The organism is Pseudomonas sp. Y24-6 (assembly GCF_020295325.1).
Lineage (GTDB): Bacteria > Pseudomonadota > Gammaproteobacteria > Pseudomonadales > Pseudomonadaceae > Aquipseudomonas > Aquipseudomonas gregormendelii.
This window is the reverse complement of record NZ_JACBXG010000005.1, coordinates 194,294-211,116: the sequence shown is the minus strand read 5'-3', so window position 1 is coordinate 211,116 and position 16,823 is coordinate 194,294. Positions and strand designations below refer to the sequence as shown.

The following is a 16,823-nucleotide window of genomic DNA, read 5'->3' as shown; positions in this document are numbered from 1 at the left end:
GCTATTGCCCGCCCAGAACAAGACAGAGACTGGCCATGACCAAGACTCTCCACCACCGTGCGTGCCACCTGTGCGAGGCCATCTGCGGCCTCACCATCGAAACCACTGAAGTTGAAGGCGCGGGCGTGCAAATCACTTCGATCAAGGGTGATGCCCAGGATACGTTCAGTCGCGGTCACATCTGCCCCAAGGCGGTGGCCCTGCAGGATATCCAGAATGATCCGGATCGCCTGCATCGGCCGATGCTTCGAGTGGGCAGTGAATGGCAGCCGATCGAGTGGGAGGCGGCGTTCAGCCTGGTGGCCGAGCGCCTGGCGCAGATTCAGGAGCGTCACGGACAAAATTCGGTGGCCGTCTACCAAGGTAACCCCAGCGTGCATAACTACGGGCTGATGACCCACAGCAATTACTTCCTCGGTCTGCTGAAAACCCGTAACCGCTTTTCCGCGACCTCGGTCGACCAGTTACCCCATCACCTGACCAGTCACCTGATGTACGGCCACGGTTTGCTGCTGCCGATCCCGGATATCGATCACACCGACTTCATGCTGATCCTGGGCGGTAATCCCCTGGCCTCCAACGGCAGCATCATGACCGTGCCGGACGTGGAAAAACGCTTGAAGGCCATTCAGGCCCGGGGCGGTAAAGTGGTGGTGGTCGATCCGCGGCGCAGTGAAACGGCGGCGATCGCCGACCAGCATCTGTTCGTGCGTCCCGGCGGCGATGCCGCGCTACTGTTTGGTCTGCTCAACACCTTGTTCGCTGAGGACCTGGCCAAGGGCAGTCACCTCCCGGTGGATGGCCTGGACAAAGTGCGTGCGGCCGTTGCGCCTTTCACGGCCGAGACCATGAGCCCGCTGTGCGCGGTGCCGGCCGAGTCCATCCGCCAGCTGGCCCGTGATTTCGCCCGCGCGCCTACGGCGGTGTGCTACGGACGCATGGGGGTGTCGACCCAGGCCTTCGGCACGCTGTGCCATTGGCTGGTGCAATTGATCAACCTGGTCACCGGCAACCTTGATCGGGTGGGTGGGGCGCTGTGCACCGAGCCCGCAGTGGACCTGGTGGCGTCGACTTCCGGCGGGCATTTCAATTTGTGGCAGAGCCGCGTATCCGGGCGGCCGGAATATGCTGGCGAGCTGCCAGTCTCGGCGCTGGCCGAGGAAATGCTCACCGAGGGCGAAGGGCAGGTGCGGGCGCTGATTACCGTGGCCGGCAACCCGGTATTGTCTACGCCCAACGGGCGCCAGCTGGAGCAGGCGCTGGATGGCCTGGAGTTCATGGTCAGTATCGACCTGTACATCAATGAGACCACGCGTTACGCCGACCTGATTCTGCCGTCGACCTCGGCGCTGGAGAACGATCACTACGACACCACGTTCAACCTGTTCGCGGTGCGTAACGTCAGCCGCTTCAACCGGGCGATCCTCGCCAAGCCTGAAGGCGCGCTGCACGACTGGGAGATTTTCGTGGGGCTGGCCCAGGCCTTTGCCGCCAGGACCGGCAAGGCGCTCAAACCGACGATTGCGCCCGCGCAGATGATCGACCTTGGCCTGCGCATGGGCGCCTATGGCGACGCTTCCGAGTACAAGTTGTCATTGGCGACCTTGTTCGATCACCCCCATGGCGTCGACCTGGGCGCTTTGAAACCCAATCTGGCGCAGCGCCTGAAAACCGCCAACCAGCGACTTCAGGCGGCGCCGCCGGTGATCCTCGCTGACCTGACACGTTTCGCTGCCCTGCAGGCGCCGGCTGCCGATGAGCTGTTGATGATTGGCCGCCGTCATGTGCGCAGCAACAACTCCTGGATGCATAACTATCACCGGCTGGTGAAAGGCAAACCGCGCCATCAGTTGCTGATGCACCCTGAAGACCTGAGCAAGCGCGGGCTGGTCGATGGGCAGCGGGTGCGGGTGAGTTCGCGGGTAGGGGTGATTGAAGTCGAGGTGGTGGCGAGCCTGGACATGATGCAAGGTGTGGTCAGCTTGCCTCACGGTTGGGGCCATGCCCGCCCCGGCGTGCAGATGACCATCGCCAGTGGCCAGCCTGGCTCGAGCGCCAATGACCTGACTGATGAATGCCAGCTCGACGAACTTTCAGGTAACGCGGCGTTGAACGGCGTGCCAGTGACGGTGGCGGCGGCGTGATCGTGTCTGTCGGGGAGACCGAGCATGGCGCTCAGGTTTCCGTTACAATGCGCCACCGTGCCGACCCTTGAGTCGGAAAGTTCAGCCGAGGTGCTCCATGGATATCATCGAAACGATTAAAGAGCAGATTGCTAACAACACCATTCTGCTTTACATGAAAGGTTCGCCGAATGCCCCGCAGTGCGGCTTCTCCGCAAAAGCTGCGCAGGCCGTGATGGCGTGCGGTGAAAAGTTCGCTTACGTGGACATCCTGCAGAACCCGGAAATTCGCGCCAACCTGCCAAAATACGCCAACTGGCCAACTTTCCCGCAACTGTGGGTCGGTGGTGAGCTGGTCGGCGGTAGCGACATCATGACCGAGATGGCTGCTGACGGTTCGTTGCAGACCACGATCAAGGCTGCTGTCGAAGCGGCTGCTGCGACCAAGACCGAAGCCTGAAAACGATTGGCTCCGCTGTAGGAGCTGTGTAGGAGCTGTCGGGTGTAACGAGGCTGCGATCTCGTGATTTCCGGCAACTAAAAAGCCCCGCCCTCGGAAGAGGAGCGGGGCTTTTTATTGCGGTTGATAAGCTGTGTCGAGGTCGAGGTCGAGTTTGAGGTTGCCATCGGCAAGATCGCAGCCTCGTTGCACTCGACAGCTCCTACAGTGCTATTACTCTTCGCCCATCTGCGACTGCAGGTAGTTCTCAAGACCAATCTTGTCGATCAGGCCCAACTGCGTTTCCAGCCAGTCGATATGTTCTTCTTCGGATTCAAGAATGTCTTCAAGCAGTTCGCGGCTACCGAAGTCGGCAACGGTTTCGCAATGCGCGATGGCCACCTTGAGGTCGGCATGCCCGGTGCGTTCGATGCGCAGGTCACACTCGAGCATTTCCCGGGTGTGTTCGCCGATCTGCAGCTTGCCCAGGTCCTGGACGTTCGGCAGGCCTTCCAGGAACAGAATACGCTTGATGAGCTTGTCGGCGTGCTTCATCTCATCGATGGATTCTTTGTACTCATGCTTGCCGAGCTTGTTCAGGCCCCAATCTTCGTACATGCGCGCATGCAGAAAATATTGATTGATCGCGACCAGCTCATTGGCAAGGATCTTGTTGAGATGCTGGATGACTGTGATGTCGCCTTTCATGATGGGGTCCTGCCCTGTATTAACTGTCTATAAGGCAGAGTTTGAGCCGCTCAACTAAGAGTGTCAAACCTAAGTTATTGAAAGTTAAGTGAAAATTAATCGGAATAAGAATGTTTGTGTTCCGCGTCTAGCGTCTAAGCAATTGATTTAAAGGCATAAAAAAACCGGACATGAAGTCCGGTTGTTTGAAATAGGGTATTTAAGCGGCAGTAAATTCTACCGGGAAGGGGATCGCCGCCTGGGCGGTTTGCAGCTTGGTCAGGGTTTCACGCACCACTTCCTTGGCAAGGCAGGCGCATTTACCGCATTGGCTGGCTACGCCGGTAGCCTGACGGACTTCCTTGTAGCTGCAGCAACCTTCATAGATTGCATCGCGGATTTGACCGTCGGTGACGCCAGTGCAGAGGCAGACATACATAAGTGAGAACCGTCGCTGGTTGTGACTCAATTGCGGTGGATCTTAATGTTAACGAGAATGATTGTCAAAGTGGTTTATGGAAGCATCTCGTTATAAGGGCTTGTCTCTGACGAACGGTTCAGACTAACGAAATCATCGGCCACGATATTTTGTGGCGCTCGGGAAATCCGTTGGGGACAGGTTAAAAACCCAGTGTATGATGGCCGGTCCTTATGAAGCGGGTTCGTGTCACAGGGCTGTCGCCTGAAGGTGGCAGGCTGGCACCGACCCGGAACTTCACGTTTCTACACCAGGAGATATCAATGAGCGTACTCGTAGGCAAGCAAGCCCCTGACTTCACCGTACCGGCCGTACTCGGCAATGGCGAAATCGTAGACAGCTTCACCCTGTCCTCGGCCATCAAAGGCAAATACGGCCTGGTGTTCTTCTACCCGCTGGACTTCACTTTCGTTTGCCCGTCCGAACTGATCGCTCTGGACAATCGCATGTCTGACTTCAAGGCACGCAACGTCGAAGTGATCGCAGTGTCGATCGACTCGCACTTCACTCACAACGCATGGCGCAACACCCCGGTGAACAATGGCGGTATCGGCCAGGTTCGCTACACCATGGCTGCCGACATGAAGCACGAAATCGCCAAGGCCTACGACGTTGAGTCCGAAGGCGGCGTGGCTTTCCGTGGCGCGTTCCTGATCGACGACAAAGGCGTTGTCCGTTCGCAGATCATCAATGACCTGCCGCTGGGCCGTAACATGGAAGAGCTGATCCGTCTGGTCGACGCTCTGCAATTCCACGAAGAGCACGGCGAAGTCTGCCCTGCCAACTGGAAGAAAGGCGACAAGGGCATGACGGCTTCGACTGAAGGCGTTGCTGCTTACCTGACCGAGAATGCTGCTGCCCTGTAAGGTGCATTCGAGGCAAAAAAAACCGGCCATTGCGGCCGGTTTTTTTATGGGTGGGATAAACCGACTGCGTCAGTCGTTGAAATCTTCCCAGCCGCCCATCTGCTTCCAGCGATTGACGATGCCGCAGAACAGCTCAGCGGTTTTCTCGGTGTCGTAGCGAGCCGAGTGCGCCTCACGACCGTCAAAATCGATGTCGGCGGCCTGGCAAGCCTTGGCCAGTACGGTCTGACCGTAGGCGAGACCGGCGAGGGTTGCGGTATCGAAGCTGGAGAACGGATGAAACGGGTTACGTTTCATGTCCAGGCGCGCAACGGCTGCGTTGAGGAAGCCCAGGTCGAAGCTGCTGTTGTGGCCGACCAGGATCGCGCGCTTGCAACCGTTGGCTTTGAGTGCCTTGCGGATGCCGCGGAAAATATCAGTCAGTGCAGCTTCTTCGCTCACCGCCATGCGCAGCGGGTGATCGAGCTTGATACCGGTGAACTCCAGTGCCGCCGCTTCAATGTTCGCCCCTTCAAAAGGCTCTACACGGAAGAAGTAGGTATGGTCCGGATACACGAAGCCTTTTTCATCCATGGCAATCGTGGTGGCGGCGATTTCCAGCAGGGCGTCAGTGGCAGAGTTGAAACCACCGGTTTCAACGTCGACAACGACTGGCAGGTACCCACGGAAGCGGGCAGCCATCGGGTGGCGTGAACCACCGCCGCCTTGACCTTCCTGTTCGTCGTCGTAATGGTCTTCACTCACGCGTGTTCCTCCAGCAGGCGCCAGCGCAGTTTTTCACCGGCGCGCAGCGGGATAACGGTCAGCTCGCCAAATGGCAGGCTGGTAGGGGCGGTCCACTCCTCGCGGACCAGGGTGATGCGATCGGTGTTCGCCGGCAGGCCGTAAAAGCGCGGGCCGTTGAGGCTGGCGAAAGCTTCGAGCTTGTCCAGCGCGTTGCGTTGTTCAAATGCCTCGGCGTACATCTCGATTGCCGCGTAAGCGGTGTAGCAACCGGCACAACCGCAGGCGGCTTCTTTAGCGTGCTGGGCGTGCGGCGCCGAATCGGTACCCAGGAAGAACTTGGCACTGCCGCTGGTGGCGGCGTCGAGCAGGGCTTCCTGGTGGGTATTGCGCTTGAGGATCGGCAGGCAGTAGAAGTGCGGCCGAATCCCGCCCACCAGCATGTGATTGCGGTTGTACAGCAAGTGATGCGCGGTGATGGTTGCGCCGACGTTGGCGGAGGCCTCGTTGACGAACTGCACGGCGTCTTTGGTGGTGATGTGTTCGAACACCACCTTGAGGGTCGGGAAACGCTCGACCACTCGACGCATGTGCTCGTCGATGAAGATTTTCTCCCGATCGAAAACGTCGACATCGCCACGGGTGACTTCACCATGGATCAGCAAGGGCATACCGACTTCGGCCATGGCCTCGATTGCCGGGAAGATCTTGTCGATGCTGGTGACGCCAGAGTCCGAGTTGGTGGTGGCACCGGCCGGATACAGCTTGGCGGCGTGCACGAATCCAGTGGCCTTGGCCTCGCGAATTTCTTCAGGCTGGGTGCGGTCGGTCAGGTACAGCACCATCAGCGGTTCGAACTGGCTGCCGGATGGGCGCGCGGCGAGGATCCGCTGGCGATAGCCATCGGCTTCAGCCGCATTGCGCACCGGAGGTACCAGGTTGGGCATGATGATGGCGCGGCCAAAGGTGCGCGCGACATCCGCGACGGTATTGGTCAACACGGCACCATCGCGAAGATGAATGTGCCAGTCGTCGGGACGCAGCAGGGTCAGGCGGTCGGACATGAGGGGATTCCAGGCGGGTCAAACTGAGGGGAATGCTACCGGAAAAGACTCTTCCAGGCACTCGCTATCAAGTTTTGCGACAACCTTCCGATATCCAACAGGTACGCCGTAAACAAGTCGGCGTCCGTCTTTCAGTTGTCGAAGCCAGTGGAGCCTCCCGTGCGCCAGCGTTATTTAGCCTTGCTCAGTGTGTTTACCAGCGTCCCCGCGATGGCGTTGACTTTCCAGACCCGCCTGGAGAACACCGAGTGGACGGTCGCCGGCGACAAGTTCGAATGCCGTCTGGCCCAGCCCATCACTGACTTCGGTGCGGGCGAGTTCGTCCGCCGCGCGGGCGAGCAGGCGGTGTTCCGCCTGACGGCCTACAACGCGATGATCGGCGGCGGGTCGGCGACGCTGCTGGCCGCTGCGGCTCCCTGGCAGCCGGGACGTGGCGACATCAACCTGGGCTCGGTGCATATCGGCAGTGGCAACGTGCTTTTTAATACTTCCCAGGTCCAGGCCGGCCGCTTGATCAGCGGCTTGCTCGACGGCCGCAGCCCGGTGATCCGGCATTCGTCAGGCGATGGGCGAGTGTCGGAAGTGCGCCTGTTACCTGTCAGGTTCAGTCAGGCGTTCAATGAGTACCAAGGCTGCGTAGCGAAGCTGTTGCCGAAGAATTTTGAGCAGGTGAGGCAGTCACAGATCGGTTTTCCCGGTGAAAGCCTGGACCTCGACGCCCGCGCCAAGGCTCAGTTACAAGTGATGCTGGAGTACATGAAGGCCGATGCAACGGTCAATCACATCGAACTCGATGGGCACTCCGACAACAGCGGCAACCGCCTGACCAACCGTGACCTGTCTCGTCGTCGAGCGCTGGCGGTGATGGAATTCTTCAAGGCCAATGGCATCCTGGAATCGCAGGTAACCCTGCGTTTCCACGGCGAGCGGTATCCGCTGGCACCCAATACCAGCGCCGCCAACCGGGCGAAGAACCGGCGGGTGGCCGTGCGTCTGGAGCGCGTGGCTGCAGACAAGGCCACCCCTCAGGTCGCCCCGCAGACCAACGGCCCCGGTGCCGCGCCTGCAACTTCCTGACCGGCGGGTCATCGTCGCGCTCTCGACAGAATCTGTCGCTTCGTCGTCATAAGCTGTCGCGCCTCTGTAAATTAACGCGCATGACCGGTAGACTCGTCGGCTTTCCGTAGAACCCCGTGGAGTGATGGCATGGCGGACGTAAACAAGGTCGTTCTGGCGTATTCCGGCGGCCTGGACACTTCGGTGATCCTCAAGTGGCTGCAGGATACTTATAACTGTGAAGTGGTGACTTTCACCGCTGACCTGGGTCAGGGCGAAGAGGTCGAACCTGCACGCGCCAAGGCTCAGGCCATGGGCGTCAAAGAGATCTACATCGACGACTTGCGCGAAGAGTTCGTGCGCGATTTCGTTTTCCCGATGTTCCGCGCCAACACCGTTTACGAAGGCGAGTACCTGCTGGGTACTTCCATCGCTCGTCCGTTGATCGCCAAGCGCCTGATCGAAATCGCCAACGAAACCGGCGCTGACGCCATTTCCCACGGTGCCACCGGTAAAGGTAACGACCAGGTTCGTTTCGAACTGGGCGCGTATGCCTTGAAGCCTGGTGTGAAAGTGATCGCTCCGTGGCGCGAGTGGGACCTGCTGTCCCGTGAAAAACTGATGGATTACGCCGAGAAGCACGCGATTCCGATCGAGCGTCACGGCAAGAAGAAGTCCCCGTACTCGATGGATGCCAACCTGCTGCACATCTCCTATGAAGGCGGCGTGCTGGAAGACACCTGGACCGAGCACGAAGAAGACATGTGGAAATGGACCGTCTCCCCGGAGAAGGCTCCAGACAAGGCGCAATACCTGGAACTGACCTACCGCAACGGCGACATCGTCGCGCTGGACGGCGTCGAGATGACCCCGGCCACCGTGCTGGCGACCCTCAACCGAATCGGTGGCGAACACGGCATCGGTCGTCTGGACATCGTCGAGAACCGCTACGTGGGCATGAAGTCCCGTGGCTGTTACGAGACCCCAGGCGGCACTATCATGCTGCGCGCCCACCGGGCGATCGAATCGATCACCCTGGACCGTGAAGTGGCTCACCTCAAAGACGAGCTGATGCCTAAATACGCCAGCCTGATCTACACCGGTTATTGGTGGAGCCCTGAGCGTCTGATGCTGCAACAGATGATCGACGCATCCCAGGCCCACGTGAATGGTGTTGTGCGCCTGAAGCTGTACAAGGGCAACGTGATCGTCACCGGTCGCAAGTCTGACGAATCCTTGTTCGATGCCAATATCGCAACGTTCGAAGAAGACGGCGGAGCCTACAACCAGGCGGACGCAGCGGGCTTTATCAAGCTCAACGCGTTGCGCATGCGCATTGCCGCGAACAAGGGCCGCAAGCTGTTCTGAGCCCTGTGAGCCAATGAATGAAAGGCCTTGTCATCGACAAGGCCTTTTTTTTTGTGATTCGTGCCTGCCATCGGCGGTGCGCGTTGGTTTGCGTGTGTTCACTGGCGTCCCGCCTTGGCAGGCTTCAGATAAGGTTGCGAATATCGCAATTATTGACATGGGGTTGGTTGGTTTTTGCTTGATTCTGCCCATGGTTCTTACTTGTTTGATTGTATGTTTACTTAGCAGATGGTTTGAAAGTTGTGAGTGTTGGACGGTCCATGATATGCGTCCAAAGTTGTTGGTTTAATGTGCCTGCTTTTCACCATGATCGATTAAGGCTTTGTTTGGTAATTATTGCTCACTGTTGCGCCTCTATCGTGGTTACTTCATTTGTTTTATGGTGGGTGCTGATCTGATAGGTCGTGCCGAATACATAAATATCTGGAATTGTAATAAATCCCCGATCTCGCATTCCGATACAAAAAAACCGGGCAAACGGATTTTGGCGGTCAGTACCCTCACTCTGGTTCGCTCAGTTCAAGGATTTTTGTAGGAATTTTCCTTATGTTTTGTAGGGTATGTCTCTTGGTGAAGGCGCGCGGGGGACGCACCGTGCCAAGGGTGAAACGACTAGGCTATTGTGCTGGTTCTAAAAATTCGAACAGCGAAATTGGACTTGCCCATGAATAAAGTGCTGATCGTGGATGATCACCCCGTCATTCGTCTTGCGGTGCGTTTGCTGATGGAACGTCATGGCTACGAAGTCGTTGCAGAGACCGATAATGGTGTAGACGCATTGCAACATGCCCGCGATTATACGCCGGACATTGTCATTCTGGATATTGGGATACCGAAGTTGGACGGGTTGGAAGTCATTGCGCGTCTGGTATCTTCTGCGATGCCGATGAAAGTACTGATATTGACATCACAGGCACCGGGGCGTTTTTCCATGCGTTGCATGCAGTTGGGCGCTGCCGGGTATGTCTGCAAACAACAGGATCTCACAGAGTTGTTAAGTGCGATCAAAGCGGTGCTGTCGGGCTACAGTTACTTTCCCAATCAGGCGCTGCATACAGTACGCTCCAGTCTGGGCAATGCCAGTGAAGCCGATATGGTGGATCGGCTGTCGGGGCGCGAGATGATGGTCTTGCAACAATTGGCAAGAGGAAAAACCAACAAGGAAATTGCCGACGGCATGTTCCTTAGCAACAAGACCGTCAGCACTTACAAAACCCGCTTGCTGCTTAAACTCAATGCACGCTCCCTCGTCGACCTGATCGAGTTGGCTCAACGCAATGGCCTGGTGTGAAGGCGCAGGCGCTGATCATGCTTCACACACAGTAAAAAGCCTCCGTTTCGGGAGGCTTTCAGGTTTCACAAGTCAAAATCGTAATCGGCCAACTGCTTTTGCAGTCGGCGCTCCTCCAACATATTATCGATGGTGCGGCGCTTGCTCAGGTTGGTCTTTGCCACTTCCACCACCGGTTCGGCGTCATCAGCCTCCACGGGAGTAAAATCGTCTTCGACGTCCAATTGCTCTTTGCCAGTGCTCATAGGTTAACTCCAGGCTAAAGATGCCTTTGGCGCCTCTTATATCGATAATCTCCCAGCGGGTAAAAAAGATTTTTTCAATCGGTTGATAAAGAAACCTAATAGTCACTCAATCGTCCGAAGTCTTGTGCTTGTATTCGCACAGGTCTTCGATGCGGCAACTGCCACACCGCGGCTTGCGGGCCAGGCACACATAGCGCCCGTGGAGGATCAGCCAGTGGTGGGAATCCAGCAAGAATTGCTTGGGCACAAACTTCATCAACTTGGTCTCGACCTCCACCACGTTCTTGCCTGGCGCAATACCCGTTCGGTTGCTCACCCGGAAAATGTGAGTGTCCACGGCCATGGTCAATTGCCGAAATGCGGTGTTGAGGACCACATTGGCTGTTTTGCGACCCACGCCCGGCAGCGCTTCCAGTTCTTCGCGGGTTTGCGGCACTTCACCGCCATGGCGTTCCACCAACAGGCGACAGGTCTCGATGACATTCTTCGCCTTGCTGTTGAACAGGCCGATGGTCTTGATGTACTCCGACAGACCCTCGATCCCCAGCGCATGAATAGCTGCCGGCGTATTGGCGACCGGGTAAAGCCTGGCCGTGGCTTTGTTGACGCCTACGTCGGTTGACTGCGCCGAGAGGATTACCGCGATCAGCAGTTCGAACGCAGAAGAGTAGGCAAGCTCGGTTTTCGGTTCCGGGTTGTCTTCATGCAGCCTGCGGAAAATTTCCAGACGTTTTGCGGCATTCATGTGAAGTGCGTTTCCTCGCAGGAGTCAATTCGATGAGATGGGGCGCGCCCAGGCTTGCCGTGCAGCGATCAGCAGTCCGAGCACAATGAACCCTCCCGGGGCCAGCGTGGCCAGGCGCAGCCCGCTGTCGCCAAGCAGCTGGCGCAACAGGCCCAGGCCTACCATCAGTACGCCAAATATTGCGGCCAGGCGCAGGCGATCAATCACTGGGCGCTGATGAAATCCACTGTATTCGAGCACCACGCATTGCAAGGCAATCAGTCCTGAGTAAAGTCCCAGTTGCTGGTGCCACTGCAAGGCCATAGCTTGCAGGGCCAGTTGCAGGCAACTGGTGAACGTTGCCGCGAGGATCACTGCGGCAACCAGGCGGCTTGCGGGCGTCAGCCGCAGGCGCAGCCCCGCCATGGCCAAGCCGAACGCGCTGAAGACGACAACGGACATCAGCCATACGCCCAGCGCGGGCATCCACGAATACGTGGCACCGATCAACGGTGTCAGCATCAGAGCGCCTGGCAAGGATGACCTGGTCATTCGTCACTACCTCCAATCAAGGCCTGCCGATGTTCGTCGAAATAGCGTAACGCGTCATGGATGGCATTGATCGCCGCCCGTGAGGTGATGGTTGCGCCGGCAATCTGGTCGAACTGCCCCTGATCCTTTTTCAGCGCCCATCCCGCGTCGACCGGATCGGCGCGTGACCGGCCGGCAAACACCTGGAGCCAGCCCTGCGGCGAGTCGGCGATATGAGCGCCGAGCCCCTGAGTTTCCGAGTGCTTGAGGGTCTTGACTGCCAGCAGCCTGCCGTCGGGACCGATGGCGATCATCAAGTCAATGCTGCCCGCATAACCCAGGGTCTGGCTGCGCAGTAACAAGGCAATGACCTTTCCGGATCGCGTCGCGCGGTAGCCGCCGAGCAGGGTGCTATGGGCCAGCTTGACGTCGGCGAGGCTAAGCGGTTGCTCCAGTGGCTGATTGTCATAGCTGTCAGGCGCGAGCATGTCGAGCAAGTGACGACTGTCGAGCAGGCGTTGTTGCTCGGCAATACGCGGTGCGGCCGTATGCTGGACGAACCAGGTCACGCCGGTGCCCAGCACCGCCAGTAACGCCAGGGTCGCAATGCTCGTGGTTCGATTCATGGCGCAAGCCTTTCCTGCCGCGACGCCACCAGTCGGTCCAGCGCGGGTACGCCCAGATTCATCAGCAGCACGGCAAACGCCACCCCATCAGGATAGCCACCCCAGGTGCGAATCACGTAGGTCAGCAGCCCCACGCCCGCGCCGAACAGCAGGCGCGCACCCGGGGTCCTGGGCCCGGACACCGGTTCGGTGGCGATGAAAAACGCGCCCAGCATGCTCGCGCCGGTCAACAGGTGAAACAGCGGCGAGCCATTGGAATCGGAGCCCGAGCCGTTCCAGCACAGCAGGCTGATGACGAACAGGCTGGACAGCATCCCGGCCGGCGCATGCCAGGTGAACACCCGGCGCTGCAGCAAAAAAACGCCCCCGGCGAGAAACGCCAGGTTGACCCATTCCACGCCGTGGCCACCATAGCGGCCGAACGCCGGATTGGCCGTGAACAGCTCGTCCATGGTCAGGCTTTTATTGATGCGCAGGCTGTCCAGCGCAGTGGCTTGGGCCCAGGCGTCCGGCGCCTGATCCACGCCAAAACCGAAGACGTGCTGCAGGCCCTTCAACAGGTCCATGCCATGGGACACCGGCCAATGCGTCAGCTGTTGCGGGAAACTCACCATCACCAAGGCGAAACCGAGCATCGCCGGGTTGAAGGGATTACTGCCGACGCCGCCGTACAGGTGCTTGCCGAATGCCATCGCGCAGAGGGCGGCGCTGACAGTCACCCACCAAGGGCAATACGCAGGCAGGGCTAGCGCGAGGAGTGTCGCCGTGACGAGCGCGCTGCCGTCTTGCAAGGTTGGCCACAACGGGCGCTTGCGCAATTGCAGCACCAACGCTTCGGTGGCCAGGGCGGTAATACCCGCCAGAAGCAGATTGATCAGCATGCCCCAGCCGTTCAGCCAGAACATCACTGCCATACCGGGCAGCAGCGCCAACAGCACCAGCTTCATCGCCTGTTGCAAGCGCTCATCGACCGGCTCAAGGGGAGGCATGGGCGTGCACCAGTTTCGCCAAGGCCTGCTCGGCGGCTTCGAATTGCTGTTGCAGTACGATCAACTGCGATTGCTGGTCGAAGGTTGGGGGATGCCCGAACGCCTTAAGTGATTTGTTCAGTTGGGCGCGGCTCATGGCCACTTCAATCTTGGCCTTTTTCAACGCCGCGTCAGCGCCTGCGGCCTTCTGCGCGCGAACCCGTTCGAGGGCGGCCCGGACTGGATCCTGCGCAATCTCCTCAGCCTTGGGTACGGCCTGCTGCGCCCGGGCCAGGCGCTCGGCGACTCTCTGTTGTTCTTCGCGCTGCAAACGCGCATTGCGCTGTTCGAAGCGGCCGCGGGCGTGGTTACGTTTGACGGCTCGTGCGCGGTGTTCCTCAAGGCTTACGGCCAGCCCACCGACGACCGGCACCACCGTTTTCAGTGGCAGCGGCCGCATCTCGATGCAATCCACCGGGCAGGGCGCGACGCACAGATCACACCCTGTGCACTCATCGATGATCACGGTGTGCATCAATTTTGCCGCGCCGACAATCGCATCGACAGGGCAGGCCTGGATGCACTTGGTGCAACCGATGCACTCGGCTTCGCGTATGTAGGCGATTTGCGCCGGCGCCGAGCCACGGCTGATATCCAGCTCCAGCACCGGAACCCTCAACAGCTCGGCGAGCGCACTGATGGTCTCGTCGCCCCCGGGCGGGCATTTGTTGATCGGCTCGCCGGCGGCGATGCCTTCGGCGTAGGGTTTGCATCCTGGATGGCCGCACTTGCCGCATTGGGTCTGCGGCAGAAGGGCGTCGATGCGTTGAATCAGACTCATGTTTTGATCAGTCCGCTGAATCCGAGAAAAGCCACTGCGATCAGCCCGGCGCCTATCAGATCGATCGGCAGGCCGCGCCAGGGCAGGGGGACATCATTATCACGTGTACGTTGGCGCAAGTCGCTGAACAGGCTCAGCACCAGCCAGAAGCCCAGGCCCGCGCCGAGGCTGAGGGCCGTGGCGCGCAGCATACCCAGATCGTCCCGCGCGTTGAGCAGCATCAGGCCCAGGACGGAGGCGTTGCCCAGTACCAGCGGCCATAGTCGTTCAAAGCAGAGCTGGGGCAATGCAGCAGACAGTAACTTCAACACCGGACTGATCAGCAGCACGCTCAGCGGGAGGAAGACCAGCAATTGCAGCGATGTCAGTTGCAGGGGCACCAGCAGCCACCGATGGAGCGCATGAGCGAGCACGCCGGCGATCAGCATCAGGCTCGTCGTGGCGATGCCCAGTGCATGCACCTGGCGGCGCTCGGCCCCCAGCAGCGGATCGACGCCCAGCGGCCAGTGCAACACGAAATTGTTGATCAGGGCTGCGCTGACAAGCGTAAGAATAATTTCGCTCATGATCGTCCGGGGTTGCAGGCTCCTAAGGGTAATTATGGGCCAGACATGAAAATCCCACAGTCATGCCGGGCACGACTGTGGGATCGGTCGAGCAGATCGAACCTTACTTGATGCGCTGACCTGGCTTGGCGCCGCTGTCCGGGCTGAGCAGGTAAATCTCTTCACCGCCTGGGCCCGCTGCCATCACCATGCCTTCGGAGATACCGAACTTCATTTTTCGTGGCTTGAGGTTGGCGATCATCATGGTCAGGCGACCATTGAGCCTGGACGGATCAGGATAAGCGCTCTTGATCCCGGAGAACACATTGCGCTGCTCATCGCCGATGTCCAGGGTCAGGCGCAGCAGTTTGTCGGCACCTTCCACGGCTTCGGCCTTGAGAATCAGCGCAACGCGCAGGTCGACGGCGGCAAAGGCGTCGAACTCGATTTCCGGCGACAACGGATCCTTGGTCAGCTCGCCGTTACCGACCTGGGCAACTTCGCCGGTGTCGGTGGCGCTGGCGGTCAGGTCTTCTTTCGAGGCGTCGGTCATGGCTTGCACTTTTACCGGGTCGATACGAGTCATCAACGGCTTGAACTCGTTCAACGGGTGGTTGCTGAGCAGGGTCGCGTGGTCATTCCAGGTCAGCGGCGCGACGTTCAGGAACGCCTCGGCGTCGGCGGCCAGCAACGGCAGTACCGGCTTGAGGAAGATCACCAGCTGGCGGAACAGGTTGATGCCCAGGGCGCAGATGGCCTGGACTTCGTCCTGCTTGCCTTCCTGTTTGTTCAGCGACCAGGGTGCCTTGTCGGCGATCCACGCGTTGGCGCGGTCCGCCAGGCCCATGATCTCGCGCATGGCGCGGGCAAAGTCGCGAGCCTCGTAGGCCTCGGCGATGCTCGGTGCGGCAGCCAGGAAAGCGTCGGTCAGTTCCGGCGCGGCGTTGCCGGCCACCAGCACGCCGGCGTTGCCTTTATGGATGAAGCCGGCACAGCGACTGGCGATGTTGACGACCTTGCCCACCAGGTCGGAGTTGACCTTCTGCACGAAGTCTTCAAGGTTCAGGTCCAGGTCATCGACGCCACGGCCCAGCTTGGCCGCGTAGTAGTACCGCAGGTATTCCGGTGACAAGTGGTCCAGGTAGGTCCGGGCCTTGACGAAGGTCCCGCGGGACTTGGACATTTTCTGGCCGTTGACGGTCAGGTAGCCGTGCACGTTGATGCCGGTCGGTTTACGGAAACCGGCGCCTTCAAGCATCGCTGGCCAGAACAGGGCGTGGAAGTTGACGATGTCCTTGCCGATGAAGTGGTACAGCTCGGCGGTGGAGTCCTTGGCCCAGAACGCGTCGAAGTCCAGGTCTGGACGACGGGCGCAGAGGTTCTTGAAGCTGGCCATATAGCCGATTGGCGCGTCCAGCCAGACGTAGAAATACTTGCCTGGCTCACCCGGGATTTCGAACCCGAAGTACGGCGCGTCGCGCGAAATGTCCCACTGTTGCAGGCCTGCATCCAGCCATTCGGCGATCTTGTTCGCCACAGCGTCCTGCAGCGTACCGCTGCGGGTCCATGCCTGGAGCATGTCCTGGAAGTCCGGCAGCTTGAAGAAGAAGTGCTGGGAATCCTTGAGCACCGGGGTGGCGCCAGAGATCGCCGACTTCGGATCCTTCAGGTCGGTCGGTGCGTACGTCGCGCCGCATTTTTCACAGTTGTCGCCGTACTGGTCTTCAGTGCCGCATTTAGGGCAGGTGCCCTTGATGAAGCGATCGGCCAGGAACATTTTCTTTTCCGGGTCGAAATACTGGGTGATCGAGCGCTGGGCAATGTGCCCGGCATCGCGCAGCTTCAAGTAGATCTGGCTCGACAGCTCACGGTTTTCTTCGGCGTGAGTGGAGTGGAAGTTGTCGAAGTCCACCAGGAATTCGGCAAAGTCGGCGCTGTGTTCAGCCTGGACGTTGGCGATCAGTTGCTCCGGGGTGATGCCTTCCTTTTCCGCGCGCAGCATGATGGCCGAACCGTGGGCGTCGTCGGCGCAGACATAGATGCATTGGTTGCCGCGGTGCTTCTGGAAGCGCACCCACATATCAGTCTGGATGTATTCCAGCATGTGGCCAAGATGGATCGAACCATTGGCATAGGGCAGGGCGCTGGTGACGAGGATCTTGCGTGGCTCGGACATGGGGCTCGGCTACTTGATGAAACGGAGGTCGGCCACTATAAAGCGCTGGCGCAGATTTTTCACCCCGTGAGG

At 59.2% G+C, this 16,823-nt stretch carries 17 protein-coding genes and 1 pseudogene; 6 read left to right on the top strand and 12 right to left on the bottom strand.

Annotated elements, in window-relative coordinates; translation table 11 throughout:
- Window positions 1-35 precede the first annotated feature (35 nt).
- Both HYI44_RS11935 and grxD read left to right on the top strand, forming a co-directional pair.
- On the top strand, window positions 36-2,144 hold the full coding sequence (locus HYI44_RS11935) for a molybdopterin oxidoreductase family protein (protein ID WP_225569489.1): 2,109 nt from the start codon (window positions 36-38) through the stop codon (window positions 2,142-2,144).
- A 97-nt stretch (window positions 2,145-2,241) separates the two neighbouring features.
- Window positions 2,242-2,583, top strand: coding sequence for a Grx4 family monothiol glutaredoxin (grxD, locus tag HYI44_RS11930; RefSeq protein WP_122840070.1), 342 nt, complete (start codon window positions 2,242-2,244; stop codon window positions 2,581-2,583).
- Between the two features lie 213 nt (window positions 2,584-2,796).
- On the opposite strand, the gene bfr is transcribed toward grxD, so the two are convergent.
- On the bottom strand, window positions 2,797-3,270 hold the full coding sequence (gene bfr / locus HYI44_RS11925; protein ID WP_045058003.1) for a bacterioferritin: 474 nt from the start codon (window positions 3,268-3,270) through the stop codon (window positions 2,797-2,799).
- A 199-nt stretch (window positions 3,271-3,469) separates the two neighbouring features.
- Entirely contained in the window at window positions 3,470-3,688 is a 219-nt protein-coding gene (locus HYI44_RS11920; RefSeq protein WP_008057530.1) for a bacterioferritin-associated ferredoxin, read from the bottom strand.
- Between the two features lie 302 nt (window positions 3,689-3,990).
- Between HYI44_RS11920 and HYI44_RS11915 the strand changes: the two genes are divergently transcribed.
- Window positions 3,991-4,593 (top strand): peroxiredoxin, encoded by a 603-nt coding sequence (locus tag HYI44_RS11915; RefSeq protein WP_017340570.1) that lies wholly within the window; start codon window positions 3,991-3,993, stop codon window positions 4,591-4,593.
- Between the two features lie 69 nt (window positions 4,594-4,662).
- On the opposite strand, the gene rnt is transcribed toward HYI44_RS11915, so the two are convergent.
- Both rnt and pyrC read right to left on the bottom strand, forming a co-directional pair.
- Window positions 4,663-5,337: a ribonuclease T gene (gene rnt / locus HYI44_RS11910; RefSeq protein ID WP_045058002.1), complete on the bottom strand. Its 675-nt coding sequence runs from the start codon at window positions 5,335-5,337 to the stop codon at window positions 4,663-4,665.
- Window positions 5,334-6,380, bottom strand: coding sequence for a dihydroorotase (gene pyrC, locus HYI44_RS11905; protein ID WP_225569488.1), 1,047 nt, complete (start codon window positions 6,378-6,380; stop codon window positions 5,334-5,336). The genes rnt and pyrC overlap by 4 nt, the downstream gene beginning before the upstream one ends.
- 159 nt (window positions 6,381-6,539) lie before the next feature.
- Here pyrC and HYI44_RS11900 point away from each other — a divergent pair, with 159 nt between their 5' ends.
- The 3 genes from HYI44_RS11900 to HYI44_RS11890 all read left to right on the top strand — a co-directional run bounded on the left by HYI44_RS11900 (window position 6,540) and on the right by HYI44_RS11890 (window position 10,095).
- Entirely contained in the window at window positions 6,540-7,457 is a 918-nt protein-coding gene (locus HYI44_RS11900) for a flagellar protein MotY (protein WP_122840071.1), read from the top strand.
- Between the two features lie 129 nt (window positions 7,458-7,586).
- On the top strand, window positions 7,587-8,804 hold the full coding sequence (locus HYI44_RS11895) for an argininosuccinate synthase (RefSeq protein ID WP_008032151.1): 1,218 nt from the start codon (window positions 7,587-7,589) through the stop codon (window positions 8,802-8,804).
- A 664-nt stretch (window positions 8,805-9,468) separates the two neighbouring features.
- Window positions 9,469-10,095, top strand: a complete 627-nt coding sequence (locus HYI44_RS11890) for a response regulator transcription factor (RefSeq protein WP_122840072.1) — start codon at window positions 9,469-9,471, stop codon at window positions 10,093-10,095.
- Between the two features lie 65 nt (window positions 10,096-10,160).
- Here the strand turns inward: HYI44_RS11890 and HYI44_RS11885 are convergent, their stop codons facing one another.
- The 8 genes and pseudogenes from HYI44_RS11885 to metG form a co-directional block, all read right to left on the bottom strand.
- On the bottom strand, window positions 10,161-10,340 hold the full coding sequence (locus HYI44_RS11885) for a PA3496 family putative envelope integrity protein (protein WP_030128194.1): 180 nt from the start codon (window positions 10,338-10,340) through the stop codon (window positions 10,161-10,163).
- 106 nt (window positions 10,341-10,446) lie between these two features.
- Window positions 10,447-11,085, bottom strand: coding sequence for an endonuclease III (gene nth, locus HYI44_RS11880; protein WP_045057998.1), 639 nt, complete (start codon window positions 11,083-11,085; stop codon window positions 10,447-10,449).
- Window positions 11,086-11,109: 24 nt separating this feature from the next.
- On the bottom strand, window positions 11,110-11,616 hold the full coding sequence (locus HYI44_RS11875) for an Rnf-Nqr domain containing protein (protein WP_201146908.1): 507 nt from the start codon (window positions 11,614-11,616) through the stop codon (window positions 11,110-11,112).
- Window positions 11,613-12,221, bottom strand: coding sequence for an RnfABCDGE type electron transport complex subunit G (locus tag HYI44_RS11870; RefSeq protein ID WP_201146907.1), 609 nt, complete (start codon window positions 12,219-12,221; stop codon window positions 11,613-11,615). The genes HYI44_RS11875 and HYI44_RS11870 overlap by 4 nt, the downstream gene beginning before the upstream one ends.
- Window positions 12,218-13,210, bottom strand: a complete 993-nt coding sequence (locus tag HYI44_RS11865; protein WP_122840075.1) for an RnfABCDGE type electron transport complex subunit D — start codon at window positions 13,208-13,210, stop codon at window positions 12,218-12,220. The genes HYI44_RS11870 and HYI44_RS11865 overlap by 4 nt, the downstream gene beginning before the upstream one ends.
- Window positions 13,211-13,634: 424 nt before the next feature.
- Window positions 13,635-14,009, bottom strand: a pseudogene (gene rsxB, locus HYI44_RS29595) (electron transport complex subunit RsxB); the annotation flags it as partial.
- 17 nt (window positions 14,010-14,026) lie between these two features.
- The gene (locus tag HYI44_RS11855; RefSeq protein WP_225569487.1) at window positions 14,027-14,596 is read right to left on the bottom strand and encodes an electron transport complex protein RnfA; all 570 of its coding nucleotides are present in this window, start codon (window positions 14,594-14,596) and stop codon (window positions 14,027-14,029) included.
- A gap of 103 nt (window positions 14,597-14,699) precedes the next feature.
- Window positions 14,700-16,751: a methionine--tRNA ligase gene (metG, locus tag HYI44_RS11850; protein ID WP_225569486.1), complete on the bottom strand. Its 2,052-nt coding sequence runs from the start codon at window positions 16,749-16,751 to the stop codon at window positions 14,700-14,702.
- Between the last annotated feature and the right edge of the window lie 72 nt (window positions 16,752-16,823).